15 protein-coding genes are annotated in these 15,199 nt (G+C 58.9%); 3 read left to right on the top strand and 12 right to left on the bottom strand.

Annotation, left to right across the window (positions count from 1 at the left end; genetic code table 11):
* Positions 1-29: 29 nt before the first annotated feature.
* Positions 30-293, top strand: a complete 264-nt coding sequence (locus tag TK06_RS01020; RefSeq protein WP_003203536.1) for a hypothetical protein — start codon at positions 30-32, stop codon at positions 291-293.
* 274 nt (positions 294-567) lie between these two features.
* Here TK06_RS01020 and TK06_RS01015 read toward each other — a convergent pair whose 3' ends face one another.
* Positions 568-885 (bottom strand): type II toxin-antitoxin system RelE/ParE family toxin, encoded by a 318-nt coding sequence (locus TK06_RS01015; protein ID WP_063320410.1) that lies wholly within the window; start codon positions 883-885, stop codon positions 568-570.
* A complete protein-coding gene (locus TK06_RS01010) occupies positions 882-1,118 on the bottom strand; it encodes a type II toxin-antitoxin system ParD family antitoxin (RefSeq protein WP_063320409.1) in 237 nt (78 codons plus the stop codon). The genes TK06_RS01015 and TK06_RS01010 overlap by 4 nt, the downstream gene beginning before the upstream one ends.
* Positions 1,119-1,242: 124 nt before the next feature.
* Here TK06_RS01010 and TK06_RS01005 point away from each other — a divergent pair, with 124 nt between their 5' ends.
* Entirely contained in the window at positions 1,243-3,264 is a 2,022-nt protein-coding gene (locus TK06_RS01005) for a DKNYY domain-containing protein (protein WP_063325036.1), read from the top strand.
* On the opposite strand, the gene TK06_RS01000 is transcribed toward TK06_RS01005, so the two are convergent.
* Positions 3,261-4,301 (bottom strand): zinc-dependent alcohol dehydrogenase family protein, encoded by a 1,041-nt coding sequence (locus tag TK06_RS01000; RefSeq protein ID WP_063320408.1) that lies wholly within the window; start codon positions 4,299-4,301, stop codon positions 3,261-3,263. The two genes, TK06_RS01005 and TK06_RS01000, sit on opposite strands and share 4 nt — an antisense overlap.
* Positions 4,302-4,714: 413 nt before the next feature.
* Here TK06_RS01000 and TK06_RS00995 point away from each other — a divergent pair, with 413 nt between their 5' ends.
* Positions 4,715-6,154: a hypothetical protein gene (locus TK06_RS00995; RefSeq protein WP_063320407.1), complete on the top strand. Its 1,440-nt coding sequence runs from the start codon at positions 4,715-4,717 to the stop codon at positions 6,152-6,154.
* A gap of 217 nt (positions 6,155-6,371) precedes the next feature.
* On the opposite strand, the gene TK06_RS00990 is transcribed toward TK06_RS00995, so the two are convergent.
* From TK06_RS00990 to urtA, 9 genes are all read right to left on the bottom strand, one after another.
* Positions 6,372-7,415 carry an AAA family ATPase gene (locus TK06_RS00990; protein WP_063320406.1) on the bottom strand — a complete coding sequence of 348 codons (1,044 nt, stop codon included), beginning with the start codon at positions 7,413-7,415 and terminating at the stop codon, positions 6,372-6,374.
* Between the two features lie 3 nt (positions 7,416-7,418).
* Positions 7,419-8,462: an aliphatic amidase gene (locus tag TK06_RS00985; RefSeq protein ID WP_063320405.1), complete on the bottom strand. Its 1,044-nt coding sequence runs from the start codon at positions 8,460-8,462 to the stop codon at positions 7,419-7,421.
* A 14-nt stretch (positions 8,463-8,476) separates the two neighbouring features.
* Positions 8,477-8,824, bottom strand: a complete 348-nt coding sequence (locus tag TK06_RS30455) for an FmdB family zinc ribbon protein (RefSeq protein WP_082534334.1) — start codon at positions 8,822-8,824, stop codon at positions 8,477-8,479.
* A gap of 36 nt (positions 8,825-8,860) precedes the next feature.
* Positions 8,861-10,090: a formamidase gene (gene fmdA, locus TK06_RS00980; RefSeq protein ID WP_003203578.1), complete on the bottom strand. Its 1,230-nt coding sequence runs from the start codon at positions 10,088-10,090 to the stop codon at positions 8,861-8,863.
* Between the two features lie 132 nt (positions 10,091-10,222).
* Complete coding sequence (gene urtE, locus TK06_RS00975) at positions 10,223-10,912, bottom strand: urea ABC transporter ATP-binding subunit UrtE (protein WP_063320404.1); 690 nt, start codon at positions 10,910-10,912, stop codon at positions 10,223-10,225.
* 10 nt (positions 10,913-10,922) lie between these two features.
* The gene (urtD, locus tag TK06_RS00970; RefSeq protein WP_063320403.1) at positions 10,923-11,681 is read right to left on the bottom strand and encodes an urea ABC transporter ATP-binding protein UrtD; all 759 of its coding nucleotides are present in this window, start codon (positions 11,679-11,681) and stop codon (positions 10,923-10,925) included.
* Complete coding sequence (gene urtC / locus TK06_RS00965) at positions 11,678-12,865, bottom strand: urea ABC transporter permease subunit UrtC (RefSeq protein WP_063320402.1); 1,188 nt, start codon at positions 12,863-12,865, stop codon at positions 11,678-11,680. Before urtC ends, urtD begins: the two co-directional genes overlap by 4 nt.
* A 10-nt stretch (positions 12,866-12,875) precedes the next feature.
* On the bottom strand, positions 12,876-13,793 hold the full coding sequence (urtB, locus tag TK06_RS00960; protein ID WP_063320401.1) for an urea ABC transporter permease subunit UrtB: 918 nt from the start codon (positions 13,791-13,793) through the stop codon (positions 12,876-12,878).
* A gap of 110 nt (positions 13,794-13,903) precedes the next feature.
* Positions 13,904-15,148 carry an urea ABC transporter substrate-binding protein gene (urtA, locus tag TK06_RS00955; RefSeq protein WP_058542510.1) on the bottom strand — a complete coding sequence of 415 codons (1,245 nt, stop codon included), beginning with the start codon at positions 15,146-15,148 and terminating at the stop codon, positions 13,904-13,906.
* Between the last annotated feature and the right edge of the window lie 51 nt (positions 15,149-15,199).

Raw genomic sequence — 15,199 nt, 5'->3', positions numbered from 1 at the left:
GGGGCGCAGGACAGAACGGTAGGTCAGTCATGACAGAGATTTATTTGCTGATAGCGCACGGCACGGACCAGGGCGAAGCTTACGTTCTGGGCTGGTTCGATGACCGGAGCAAAGCCCGGGAAGTGGCCGAGCAGAAAGAATGGGAAGCGTACCGCGCCAGCCTGAAGGAGAAACACCCATGGTCCAGCCACAAGCCGCTGGCGCCGGACCAGACGGACTATCGCCGCTACTGGATCAAGACCATTTCCAAATTCGAGCATGTGCCGGTGCCAAGGTCCTTTGCGGTCCATTGATCATCACCCATGAATATTCGACGAAACGAGCGCTATCGGTGGCGGTCTAGACGATTAAGCCCATCCGATGAGAGCGTCCTTATGTTGAAATTCCTTGGCGGCACCGTAGGTATCATTTTCCTGATTGGCCTGATCGTGGTGATTGCGCTGTTCAAATTCATTTTCTGAGTGTGGCAGCGGGGATCTTTGGTTTGGTGGTCCCTATTTTCAGGCGTAAAAAAGCCCAATCTTTGCAGATTGGGCTACGTCATTGTGGCCAACGGGTTCGCTTGATTCATGATGACATCCATTCAGGAATGTCCCGCATGGCGTGTAGAACTCGCCATACGTCAATGTGTTCGTTGCACTCCACGTAGAACACCAGATAGGGATAACGTTTCAGCGGCCAGCAGAGTAATCCGGGGACATCCAGCTCATGGGCGTACCTGGACATACCCGATGCCGGATGGCGGCTGATGTGCATATAGGCGTTTTCCAAGGCGTCGATGAAATTGAGTGCCGCCTGCTCTGCCTGCTCGCCTAGGTAATAGTTGATGGCGTCCTCTACATCCTGGCTGGCAAGAGCTCGCGCAATGACGGGCTTCGCCTTCATCCTCTCGCCTTGCGCACCTTGGCCCGAAGGGATTCGAAGTAGTCGCCATTCACAGGAGCAGTGGGAGCAGACTCCGCCCCGGCCAGTATCAAGCCACGCAGGTGCTGCCGATCCTGATCCTTGCGAATCAGCTCCCGCACATATTCGCTACTGGTGCTGTAGCCTCTCTGGCTAACCTGATCATCTATGAATGATTTGAGAGCGTCCGGCAGGGAGATGTTCATGGTACTCATGACTTTGCCTGTTTTTTGACAAAATTTGCCAAAGTATACACTCTTGGGCCAGCCTCGCCAGGGGTCGAACTCGAGTGAAACTTGTCGTCTTTGGCCAACCATGAAACGTGCAGATCGCAATGACATGACAGACATAGAGACTGCTATTGCCGACTGGGAACCGCTGAACCTTGAATGGCATCAAGGCTTCGCATTCATGGACGGTGTGCTGCTGGGCGATGGGCAAGTGCCTGATGTGTACATCATGCTCAACCCTCAAGGCGCACCACCCGGCGAGTTAGCACAATGTGCCAGCGCCGGGCACTATCCGCCCTCACCCTTGCTGGCCGGTCAGCCGGTTTGGCGGCATCGACGCAACCCTTGGGTCTTGCGCGGCGCCCTGCGTGATTACTACCTGCTTCCGGCCTACCGGGAGCGCCACGGCTACCACGCGCTGCTGGCCCTGCCGTTTCGCTTCGACAACGGCCTGGAAAGCCTCGGTCACCAGTACTGGCGTGACGCAACCGGTGCCTATTGGTTCGGCGAGTACGCGATCACCCAAATCCACGAGGCGCGACCCGACAGGCTGGCCCTGCTGGCCTCGTCCCCAGCCACGGTGACTTCAGCGTCCGCCCTGTTCTGCGACGGTGCGCATCTCTTTTTGCAGGGGCACATTATCGCTAGCGCCACGGCGCGGGTGCGGTATTGCAACCACTCGTCCTATCGAGTGATCGACGATCAAGTCTATAGGGGCTTCAAGCCACTGCACCAGAAGGACGGCACGCCGCTGCCGGTCGCCAACCCGGACAACTTCCAGATGCTCGCCCAACGCTGGGGCACCGATGGGCAGTCGATCATCGTGCAAGCGCAGCAAGGTTCGAGCATTTCCTATGAGTACTTCTACCGCATCGACAATGCCGACCTGGCGACCTTCACCGTACTTAACGAACGCTACGCCAAGGACAAGCAACGCGCCTATTACCTGACCGGAAAAACCATGCGCTACGTGGGCGACTTCCACCTGCTCCAGTGCTGGCAGCCAGCGTTCGATGACGGCGGTCGCATGGTCAGCGCCAGCGAATACGAGGATGAGTATTTTGCCGTGGACGACCAGTACGTCTACGCCGCCGGGACCCGCCTTCGCGATGCCCATGGCCCGAGTTTTCGTCATTTGGGGTTCGATTATTACCGTGATCACCAACACGTCTACAGGCGCCAGAAACGCCTCGATGTCGACGTGGAAAGCTTCGTCGTGACCCAGCTCTATCGCCATGACCAGGATTATTCGCCCGTGCTGGTCGGTGACAAGCACGGCCCGCTGGGCTCTGGCGGCATCATCGATGCGACCATGCAAGAGGCGTGGGCACCTTACTTCGAAGCCCATCCGCAGTTGGAAGGGTATTGGTGGCACCGCTTGCAGGCACGGCCTGAAGCCGCACAAACGCACACGGAAACGCTGGCGCTACAGGCCATCGGTCTCGGTTTTGAGCTAGGCGACCAGGTGTATTTCCATGGACGCGTGATCAACGGGCTGGACGCAGCGAGTTTCAAATTGCTGGACACGCATCTTTGCGGCGATGCCAACGGCTTGTATCTGATCCCATTCCATAACGCAGACACGGAGGTACCCGAACGTTTTTCCCCGGAAGCGGCGGAGCATTTTCACTCACTCGGCCCACCCTACCTGACCGACGGCAAGACCGTGTTCTGCCACCGGATTTTTTACCATCCCCCGGAACCGATTCGTAAGGCACAAGCGGCCTCTTTCGAATCCTGCGGGCATGGCTGGGCCAAGGATCAGGACACGGTGTATTACTACGGTGAGGCGAAAAAGCGGCTACATCCCTCGGACACCCGCATTCTCGGCACCTATGCCATCAGCCCTACCCTGATTCTCTCGGAAGGCAAGCCGCTGGATGTGGCATTCGACCCCAATGAAGTCCGCGTGCCACATCCCGACTTCCTGCAACTGGGCACGCGTAAGTTGTTCTGCCACCGACGCCCGCTGAGTGCCAAGCGAATCGACCTGGCCACCCTCGAATTTCTGAATGACCGCTACGCCCGTGACAGGCATCGGTTCTACCATTACGACGGTTATGCGACGCTGAGCGAGGTCGATGAAACGCAGTATCGGGAATCGCTCGGCCAGCCGGCGGCAAGCGTTTAGAACTGCGTCACAACCGTAACGCCTGCGGTGTCAAACCGGTCCATGTTCATGAGCGCATCAATCGATTGCTCAAGGCTGATGGTCTTGCCCACCAGTTTTTCAGGCGCCAGCTTGCCGGACGTGATCATGTCCATCATCGCGCCGTAACGGTGAGCCTGCATGCCATGGCTGCCACAGATCTCCAGCTCGTAGGCAATGACCTTGCTCATTGGGATCGAGGGCGTGCTGTGGTCCGCCAGCATCAAACCGACCTGGACATGCCTGCCGCGCCGCCTCAGATTATTGATGGAGTTGAAGCAGGTCGTTGGATGACCCAGGGCATCCAGCGAAACGTGAGCGCCGCCCTTCGTAATCTCGAGTACCGCCTCGGTGACATCCGCCACCCGGCTTGCGTTGACCGTCGCGACGGCACCAAGCGACTGGGCAAGCTTGAGCTTATCGTCGCAGATATCGATGGCGATGACGTTCGCCCCGATAGCGTGGGCGATCATCACCGCGGACAGCCCCACGCCACCACAGCCATGAACAGCCACCCACTGCCCCGCCGAGACCCTGCCTTGATCGACAACCGCGCGGAACGAGGTGACGAAACGACAGCCCAGGCTCGCCGCCGTGGCGAAATCCATGTTTTCCGGCAACGCAACCAGGTTCAAATCCGCCTTGTGAATCCCCACATACTCGGCGAAAGAGCCCCAATGGGTGAAACCCGGCTGAAACTGGCTGTGGCACACCTGCTGGTTGCCGCTATTGCATTCCGGACACACGCCGCAGCCGCCGACAAAAGGCACGGTGATACGATCGCCCACCTTCCATCTTGTGACATCTTTACCGACCTCAGCCACGATCCCTGCCAATTCGTGACCGGGCACATGGGGCAGCTGAATATCAGGGTCATGACCTTTCCAGCCATGCCAGTCGCTTCGGCAGACGCCCGTGCCAAGGACCTGAACCACCACACCGTGACGCTCGGGGGTCGGGTCTTCGACGGTCATCAAACGTGGGGGTTGGGAGAAGGCTTCGTAAACTACGGCTTTCATGAGGATCCCTCTACTTTAGAAAAGCGCTATACCTGAAACCGACAAACGGCTTGGGCTCAATTTACTATCAGATGGCTTGATCACGCAGCATTGAACCGTCCCTGCCTGACGCTCCCATGAAAAACCCAATCCGTTCCGATTGAGCTGTGTCGTTCCGGCATTTACCGACGGATCATAGCTTTCTGCCACCTATTTCAACGTCCACGCTTTCAATCGGACGGTGTATTCACTACATTGAGCGTAACTCTGCCCACTCGACACGGACTGTCATGACTACGCTATCCCCGATCAGCCCTGCCATTCCCATCCAGATCCCGACTCGCTCTGCCGTCGCGGCATCGCCTGCAACAGTGATAGAGAGCGCTGATGTCTCGGCGGCTCGACCAGCGGCAATCGTCAGCCTGGGCAACCCCGTGGCCGATGTCGAATCACAGACCTATTCCCGACTCGGGCAACTGCCCGGCCAGGAGATTGTTCGTGTCTGGGAAAAGACCAGTCAGGATGCCGTCACTCGCGTCATGGGAACCAACCCCAGATCGCTGTCGATAGCCAACCGTTTCCACGGCCTGGGCGCAGCCTTGGTGGAGCAGTTCGCCAAGAGTGGTTCGAGCATTTCCCAGTCAGTGCTCCATACCACCACGGACGGGGCTCACAACGCCGCCGAGATAAAATCCGAACAGGCGCTGCTGCACAATAAAGCCGACAACCTGATCACCCTCAGCATCAAGACCGCCAGTGGCAAGACGGTTACCTTCAGCCTGACCAGCCAGGACGATGGACTTGGCGTTCAGGCTACGGTGGACGGCGACCCGCTGAGCGAGGACGAACTCAAGGCGATTGGCGTTCTGGGCAGCGCCTTTCAAGCGGCTGTCGACGGGCTGACCGCCGAGCCGCCCAAGCTCGACCTGAGCAAGCTGACGCAGTTCGACTCCAGCGTATTGGCATCCATTGACCTGAACGCCAAGCTCAAGGGCGTGGACGGTGAGGACCTGATCCTTGCCTACCGCGCCGACAGCCAGAGCCGCACCACGCAAATGAGTGGTCCAGATGGCGAATTGAACCTGAGCGTGGATCTGAAAAACAGCACAATCCTGGGTGATGCCAAGCAACAGGCCAGCGCCCTGAACAGCTACCTCGCCCAGTTTGACCGGGTGCAGGAGCGCGGCAGCGCCAAGGCCGCCCTGATGGAGATGTTCAAGGACGCCTTCAGCGCCATGAACAGCCACTATCCACAGGGCGCTATCCCAACAGCGCCACTGACCCGGAATGCGACGGACAAAGGCCTACTGACCGGACTGGCAGACTTCGAGGCGTCTATCAAACAAACCAACAACGCGTCCAACCCGATGCGCCCGTCCGAAGTCGATAGCTTTGCTTATACCCTGTCGCAAAAAACTGTCGTTGCAGGTTCCATAATGAGCAATCGCAGCGTCGATCAAGTCCAGCAATCGAGTTTATCGGCCAGTTACCACAAGAGCCTGAAGGGCGGGAAAGCACCCGTGCTAGGCACAACGACCGACTCGCAGAACTATCTCTACGTACAAGTGCACGACGAGGCCCGCAGCTCGGCCAGCCTCGCCTACAAGGATGGCCGACTGAGCAAAGCCACCGTCACGCAAAGCGCCAGCCAGGACACACGGACACAGCAATACGTCATGGGCAAAATGGTTGAAGAGACAGTGGTGCCGAAGGAACTTTCAACCAGCCGCAGCCACTTGGCATTGCTGGAGTACGCCGCCAAGGAAAGCAAGAAATCCAAGGACGCGCAGGAACAATCCTTATTGAAGGAAGCGCTCGCTACCCTCCACAGCTCGGTGATGTTGCAGGAAAATCCTTCGGCGCTGGCGCGTTGACACGCTGGGGAATGCGCATCATCACCTAGCGTAGTGCGTCAGCGATTCCCTAGGCCATAGCGTCAGCTTGATGCGTTGTAGAACTACCAGAAGAAAACGGCCAAAAGTTTGCACCGGCTGAATCCTCGACTGCTGAACTCGGCAACGAGACACTGAATGCTGGTCAGGATCGCCGGTAAGCGGGGTATCACGGCGGACCTCAATCCGGTGTCGTCTCTTACGCCAATGGAACAACCCTGAGCCTGTTTGATTCGACCGTCGCAGCCATCTGCATTGCCTGCGGATAAGCCAGCAAACACTCAGCGATGGCAGGTTCCAGCTCAACCCGCACTCGCCTTGTCAGGGCCCGAGCACCGAAGCGTGGGTCATGCTTTTGGCACAGCCAGTCGCTTGCCGCAACGTCCAGGACCAGCGTACGGCGATGCTGACCGAGACGTTGGTTGAGTTTGTTCAGTTCGATCTGCAACAACGCTTCCAGCCATTGGGTTTCGATGCGTTGGAAAACCAGGATGCGATCAATACGGTTTAGAAACTCCGGTTCGAACCACGCGTGCAACGCCAGCTCCAACATAGCCTGCTCACCTTGTGGGGCGATGCCGAGCCAGCGCCGCCAACCGCGTGAAAAACGTTCCCTGTAGGTGGTCGCTTGCCGGGCTCCAATGTTGCTGGTCATGAAGATCAGGCTATTGCGAAAATCCAGTGTTCGGCTACCGCCCGCCAAAGTCAGTTGGCCGTTCTCAAGAATGCCCAGCAAACTGCGCACCACTTCCTTGCTGGCCTTTTCCAGCTCATCGAACAGCACGATGCCTGGGCGACTGTAGGTGCCTTGAATCAATTCGCTATTGAACAGACTGACGCCCTCTTTACTCCCCACATAACCAGGTGGCGCTCCGGTGAGCGCCGCCGAGTAATGCTCCTGGGCCAAGGTGTGCATGTCGATGCGACAAAAAGCATCGGCGCGACCGTGTATGGCCAGTGCCAGCAGACGTACGATTTCGGTCTTGCCGACACCGGTCGGCCCCATGAACAGGTTCACCGTCAACGGTCGCTCACGTTCACCAATATCGACCTTAACCACGTTTAGCAACGCCTCGACCACGCGCATGACGTGTTCTTGGCCGACAATTCGACTGCGCAACAACGCCATGACTTGGGCGGGATTGAAGGCGAAGCGTGAGGTCAACAACTCTGCTGCCGGTGATGCGCTGGTCAGGCCAGGCTGGGGGTGGTTTGGGTCGATGCGATCATTCACCAAAGGCATGGTTTAGCCTGCGTGTTTTTCTTTACCGTCGTGGGGAAGGTCTCCCACCGGGCAATGAGCCACGCCGACGGTGCTACGGGTCAGTTTTTCGACGTTTTCCCGGGCTTTCTGCGCGTCCAGTACCCAGGTGCGGTAAAAGTCGAACGGGCAGTCAGCCACTCCCTTGTCGCCGTCCCCGGAGTGATAGACCCCGGTGTAACCGCGATGCAGCAGCTTGAACAAATGATTCTGTGATTGGTCGTTCGCTCGCGCATCGCGGATTTGCGAAACGGATAATTGTGCGTACTGAATGCCCATTTCCTCTTCACCGCATTCGCCCAGGGTGCGACCGTCGAAGCCAATAATCGCCGAGTGACCAAAGTAGGAATAAACCCCATCGAAGCCCGCCGCATTGGCCACTGCCACATAGCAATTATTGGCCCAGGCCATGCTTTTGGACATCATCACCTGCTGCTCTTTGGCCGGGTACATATAGCCCTGGCAACGGACGATCAACTCCGCTCCTTTCATTGCACAGTCGCGCCAGATCTCCGGGTAGTTGCCGTCATCACAAATGATCAAGCTGATTTGCAGGCCCTTGGGACCCTCGCAGACATAGGTCCGATCACCCGGGTACCACCCTTCTATGGGGCACCAGGGAATGCACTTGCGGTACTTCTGGACGATTTCGCCCTGGTTATTGATCAACACCAACGTGTTGTACGGGGCTTTGTGGGGATGTTCCTCATGCCGCTCACCGGTCAGTGAAAACACCCCCCACGTGTCAGCCGCACGGCACGCGGCGGAAAAGATCGCAGTCTCTTCGCCTGGAATACTGGCGGCAGTCGCCATCATCTCATCGTGGTCGTACATGATGCCCATGGTGCTGTATTCAGGAAACACCACCAGGTCCATGCCGGGGAGACCGCTTTTCATCCCCGTGATGATGTCGGCAATCTTGCGGGCGTTTTCAATGACCTCGGCTTTTGTATGCAGCCGCGGCATTTTGTAATTGACGACCGCGACACCCACGGTGTCCGGGCTGCTGGAAATATCACCATGACGCATGAGATTTACCTCTGTTAATGACTGATCATCCAAGGTCTGGAGCCGGTTTTACGCTTGAGCCCCTGTGGATTTTCTTTGGTCGGGGCCAGCGGTTTGCTCGGTGCGCAACAACTGCACCCACTGGGATGACGACGGTTCTGCTGGTACTCGCCAAGCGTCTGCGGCGCGTGGGCACTTCGCTCGTTGGTCGCCATGGCCTGGCGCTGACTGCTCGACAACGTCGTCAGTGCCGGCGCAGACAACAGCAACCGCCCTCCCGGGCCCGCGCAAGACGGGCACTGGCACGACTCGTGCCGTTGGGCCATGGGCCGCAACATTGTGAAAGAACCACAGGTTTGGCATTCGTACTCATAGGTCGGCATGGCGCTCTCCAGACATTGATCGAGCTCGGGCGTGTCTCACAGGTCCGGGGCAATCGGCAGATCGATACTGCCGTCGAGGTGTTTGATGGGACCGTTGGCGTTGGGGTTGATGTCGAACTCGAAGATTTCGGTGGGTAACCAGAGGGTCGCGCAGGCGTTGGGGATATCGACCACGCCGCTGATATGCCCTTGCACCGGCGCAGAACCCAACAGGGCATAGCCTTGGGCGGGGGAATAACCAAACTTGGTCAGGTAGTTGATCGCATTCAGGCAGGCCTGGCGATAGGCGATATTCACGTCCAGGTAGTGCTGTTTGCCGGCTTCATCCACCGAGATACCTTCGAAGATCAGGTAGTTCTGGTAGGTCGGGATGATCGGGCTGGGTTTGAACACCGGGTTCTTGATCCCGTACTTGGCCATGCCGCCCTTGATCAGCTCGACTTTCATATGAACCCAGCCGGCCATCTCGATAGCACCGCAAAAGGTGATCTCGCCGTCGCCCTGACTGAAGTGCAGATCCCCCACCGACAACCCGGCGCCTTTGACGTAGACCGGGAAGAAAATTTTCGAGCCCCGGGACAAGTCCTTGATATCGCAGTTACCACCATGTTCACGCGGTGGCACGGTGCGCGCGCCCGTTGCCGCGGCATCATCCCGGGCCTGGCCCTTGAGCTTGCCCATGTGTGCGGTGGCGGCCAGCGGCGCGTTGGCCAGGGGCGGCACGCGGGTCGGGTGGGTGTCGATCAGTTCCTGCTCACGGCGGTTCCAGTCGCCGAGCATTACCGGGTCGGGCAGGCAACCGATCAATCCGGGGTGGATCAGGCCGGCAAAGTTGACCCCGGGAATGTGCCGCGAGCTGGTAAACATGCCTTTGAAATCCCAGATGGCTTTCTGTGCGCTGGGAAAGTGATCCGTGAGGAATCCGCCACCGTTCTGCCGCGAGAAGAAGCCGTTGAAGCCCCACATCGATTCGGCCTTGGCGCCGATGTCCAGCAGGTCGACCACCAGCAGATCTCCCGGCTCGGCGCCATGCACGCCCACTGGACCGGACAGGTAGTGCACGGTGGACAAGTCGACGTCACGCACATCCGAGGCGTCGTCGTTGTTCTTGATCGCGCCAGCGGTCCAGTCGTAGGTCTCAAGAATAAAGTCATCCCCCGGCTTGACCCAGCAGGCCATGGGAATGTCCGGATGCCAGCGGTTGTGGATCTGTTCGTTCTCGGTGGCGGGCTGGTTGAGGTCGACTTTGATCAAGGTATCGGTCATGGCGAAGCTCCTGAACATTAGGGATGTACCGCGTTGGAACCAGTCTCGAATGGCGGCACGAATCGGCCAATACGTTGGATGACGTACCCCTTTGAGCTGGCTTACCAGCTGCTACAAGGGGGCCGATCGCGCCTACACGCAGAGGTAGCGACTGATGGTGGATTCGTCGACCTTGTCCCGGGTCTCCTCGATCACGAAGCGACCCTTCTCGATCACCAGGAAGCGGTCGGCGATTTCCAGGGTGAATGACAGCACCTGCTCGGAGACCACAATGGTCAGGTCGCGCAGGTGGCGGATCTCTTTCAAAGTGCGGGCGATGTCCTTGATGATCGATGGCTGGATGCCCTCGGTGGGTTCATCGAGCAACAACACCTTGGGATTGGTCGCCAGTGCCCGGGCAATCGCCAGTTGTTGCTGCTGCCCGCCCGAAAGGTTGCCACCCTTGCGCGAGCGCATGTCGTGGAGCACCGGAAACAACGCATAGAGGTCTTCGGGCACCTGGCCCCGGGCCGATGCCGGCAGGCCGGTCTGTATGTTTTCCAACACCGTCATGCTAGGGAAAATCATCCGCCCCTGAGGCACATAGGCGATGCCGTGCTCCACCCGCTCGTGGGTTTCCAGGTTCGAGACTTCCTGACCATCGACGCTGACCTGCCCCCGCCACTGCGGAAGGATGCCCATCAAACTCTTGAACAGCGTGGTCTTGCCCATGCCGTTGCGTCCCATCACGGCGACGATTTCGCGTTTGGCCACGGCCAGGTCGAGGTCGTGAAGGATCTGACTCTGGCCGTAACCACAGGACAGCTTGTCTACGTTGAACATGCCTGCTTCCTCAATGGCCTAAATAGACTTCGATGACTTTCGGGTTGTTCTGCACCGACTCCATGCTGCCCTCCGCCAGGACCTTGCCCTGATGCAGCACCGTGACCTTATGGGCGATGCTCTTGACGAATTCCATGTCGTGTTCGATCACCAGCACTGAGCGGCCCTGGCTGATGCGCTTGAGCAGTTCCGCAGTCTGTACGCGCTCGTTGACGCTCATCCCTGCGACCGGTTCATCGAGCATCAACAGGTCAGGGTCCTGCATCAGCAGCATGCCGATCTCCAGCCACTGCTTCTGGCCGTGGGACAGCAGGTCGGCCTGTTGCTGCAACAGCTCGCCGAGAAAGATCTCCCGCGCCACCTCTTCAACCCGGGCAATCACTGCGGCACTGCGTTTGAAGAACAACGCGCCAAACACCTTGCGCCCGGCCGGGTAGGACATCTCCAGGTTCTCGAACACCGTGAGGTTTTCGTAGATCGACGGGTTCTGGAATTTGCGCCCGACACCGGCACGGACGATGTTGTACTCGCGCATCTTGGTCAGTTCCTTTCCGTCGAACTGGATGCTGCCGCTGGTGGCGCGGGTCTTGCCGCAGATCAGGTCGAGCACCGTGGTCTTGCCTGCGCCGTTGGGCCCGATCACCACCCGCACTTCATTGCGGTCGATGTACAGGTTGAGGTTGTCCACGGCCTTGAAACCGTCGAAGGACACCGTCAGCCCCTCGATAACCAGCACCGACTTGTTCATCTGAAAACCTACGGCGGTCATGGTTGCGTCTCCAGCGAAGGGCGTTCAGAAGCGGGGGTCGGCGGTGCAGTGCGCGACGTCTCCGGCAGGGGCGCGGCAACGGCAGCTTGCTGCGGGGTACGCCGCAATAAACGGCCAAGGGTCTGGCGGCCATGGCTGTCCCAAAGTCCGGCCAAACCATTGGGGAAGTACATGACCACGGCAATGAACAGCCCGCCCATCAGGTACAGCCACAATTCGGGGAAGGACTCGGAGAAATAGGTCTTGCCGTAGTTCACCAGCAAGGCCCCATACACCGCGCCGAGCAGCGACATGCGCCCGCCGACAGCGGCAAAGATCACCATCTCGATGGATGGCACGATGCCGACGAACGAAGGCGACATGAAGCCCACCTGCAAGGCGAACATGGCGCCGCCTATGGCCGAGAAGGCAGCGGCGATGCAGAACACGAAAATCTTGAAACTGGCCACGTCATAACCGGAGAAGCGCACCCGCTCCTCTTTATCGCGCATCGCCATCAGCAGCCGCCCGAGCTTCGACGCAAGGACAAAACGGCCGATGAAAATGCAGCCGAACAACAAGGCCGCGTTGATGAAGTACAGCAGCAGCTTGGCGCTGTCACTGCGCAGGTCCCAGCCGAGCAGCGTCTTGAGATCGGTGATGCCGTTGACTCCGCCGGTCAGGCCCTGCTGGCCGACGATCAGCACCGTGAGAATCAGCGCGATGGCCTGGCTGACGATAGAGAAATAAACATCCCCCACCCGCCGCTTGAACAGCGCCATGCCAATGATGAAGGCCAGCCCTACCGGCACCAGGATCACCGCCAACAGGGTGAAGCTGAAACTGTGGAACGGTACCCAGAGCCACGGCAGTTCGGTGATCTGGTTCCAGTCCATGAAATCCGGAATGCCCGGCGTCGACTGGATTTTGGTGCTCTGCGGGTCGGAGGCTTCGAGCTTGAGAAACATCGCCATGCAGTAGCCGCCGACGCCGAAGAACACCCCTTGCCCGAGGCTGAGAATGCCGCCATAGCCCCAACACAGCACCAGGCCGACAGCGACGAAGGCATAGGTCAGGTACTTGCCCACCATGTTCAGGCGAAAGGCATCCAGGGTCAGCGGGAAGACCACGAGAATCAGTAGCGCCAACAGGGCCACGCCCAACAGGTTCTGCTTGCCCGCCAGCATCTTGTCTAAAAGCTTCATTGGCTCGCCTCTACTTGCGCACTTTGATGGAGAACAACCCTTGAGGGCGCAACATCAGGATCAGAATCACCCCGGACAGGGTCAGCACCTTGGCCATCGAACCACTGAGGAAGAACTCCGAGATCGATTGGGTCTGGGCAATGACGAACGCCGACGCAATAGTGCCGAACAGGCTTTGTGCGCCGCCGAAGACCACCACCAGGAAGGTGTCGACTATGTACTGCGAGCCCGCGGTGGGCCCGGTGGAGCCAATGGTGGTAAAGGCCGCGCCGGCCACCCCCGCGACACCACAACCGAGGGCAAAGGTCATGCGGTCGACCTTGCGCGTGTTGATGCCCACGGCACGGCTCATCAGCCGGTTTTGCACCGTGGCCCGCACTTGCAGGCCCCAGCGTGAGCGGTAGAGCAAGAGAAAAATGGCCGCGGTGAGCAGCAGGGTCAGGGCCATCATGAACAGACCGTTGCGCGGGATCTCGATGGACTCGGTGAAGTTGAACGAGCCCATCAGCCACTCCGGCGGCGTGGCGCTGACTTCACGGGCGCCGAACACCGAACGGAAGGTCTGCTGCATCACTAGGGACAGCCCCCAGGTCGCCAGCAATGTGTCCAACGGACGCTTGTAGAGCCGGCTGATCATCGCCCACTCCACCAGCCAGCCGATGGCCCCGGCCACCAGAAACGACAGGGCGATGGCGATGAAAAAATAATAGGGTTGAAACCACGGGGCGAAATGACTGGTCAGGCTCGAACAGACATAGGTGGTGTAGGCGCCGATCGTGAGGAACTCGCCGTGGGCCATGTTGATGACCCCCATCTGGCCGAAAATGATCGCCAGCCCCAATGCCATCAACAGCAGCACACAGAACACGGACAAGCCGTTGAACCCCTGCATCGCCGCGATGGCACCAAATTCCGATAGCCATTCCATGATGATGGACTCCTGCTTGGAGGGAGGATGTGGAAAAACGTTGGAGCTCCATCGCCGGCAAGCCAGCTCCTACGGAGTGTTGGAGTCGGCTTGCCGCGATGGCCCAGACCTTACTGATAGCCTTTAGGGAACGGATTCGGCTCGATCAGATCGGACTCGTACACCACTTTGAACTGGCCATCGGGCTGCACTTCACCGATGCGGGTCTTGCTCCACAGGTGATGGTTTTCATGCACTTTGACGTAGCCTTCAGGCGCGGTTTTCAACTCGATGCCCGGCGAGGCTGCAACCACTTTATCGACATCGAAGCTGCCGGCTTTTTCCACCGCGGCCTTCCACAACCATGGGCCCAGGTACGCGGCCTGGGTCACGTCGCCGATCACCGAATCCTTGCCGTACTTGGCCTTGAAAGCGTCGACGAAGGCTTTGTTGTTGGGGTTGTCCAGGCTCTGGAAGTACTTCATCGAGGCATAGAAACCGGCCATGTTCTCGCCGCCGATGCCCAGCAACTCATCTTCGGTGACCGAGAGCGTGAGCAAGGTCTGCTTGGCCGAATTGACACCCGCCGCATTGAGTTGCTTGTAGAAGGCCACGTTGGAGCCACCCACCACTGCCGCGAACACCACGTCGGGCTTCTTCAACTTGACTTTGTTGATCAGCGAACCGAACTGGGTGTTGCCGAGCGGGTAATAGTCTTCGCCGACCACGGTGCCGTGCAGCACGTTTTCAATGTGCTTGCGGGCAATCTTCATCGAGGTGCGCGGCCAGATATAGTCCGATCCCACCAGGTAGAAGGTTTTGGCGCCTTTGGTCTTGGCGATCCAGTCGAGGCTGGCGAGGATTTGCTGGGTGGCTTCCTGGCCCGTGTAGATCACGTTCTTCGACTGCTCCAGCCCCTCGTAGAAAGTCGGGTAGTAGAGCAGGCCGTTTTCTTTCTCGAAGATCGGCAGCACAGCCTTGCGCGACGCCGAGGTCCAGCAGCCGAACACCGTGGCCACCTTGTCGTTGACCAGAAGCTTCTTGGCCTTCTCGGCGAAGGTCGGCCAGTCGGAGGCGCCGTCTTCTTGGATCACCTTGATCTGCCGACCGAGGATGCCGCCTGAAGCGTTGATCTGCTCGATGGCCAGGCGTTCGGCCTGGATCGAACCGGTCTCGGAAATCGCCATGGTGCCGGTGGCCGAGTGCAACTGGCCGACCGTGACTTCAGTGGCGGTCACCGCCAGGCCGGTGCTATTGGCCTCGTCGGCCCATACACCCTGGCTGAACACACTGGCAGCCAATAGCGACAGGGCCGCCGCCCCCAGCGCCAGGCGGCGCGGCAACAGGCCTTTGGTCCGGATCAATCGTGGTTCCATGCTGCTACTCCTCTGCGGTGACGCTGACAGCTCGCCTTGGGGCGGCCGGCA

This window comes from Pseudomonas fluorescens, from assembly GCF_001623525.1.
In the GTDB taxonomy this organism is placed as follows: domain Bacteria; phylum Pseudomonadota; class Gammaproteobacteria; order Pseudomonadales; family Pseudomonadaceae; genus Aquipseudomonas; species Aquipseudomonas fluorescens_Q.
The sequence above is the reverse complement of the archived record's forward strand: the minus strand, read 5'-3'. Positions and strand labels throughout refer to the sequence as shown.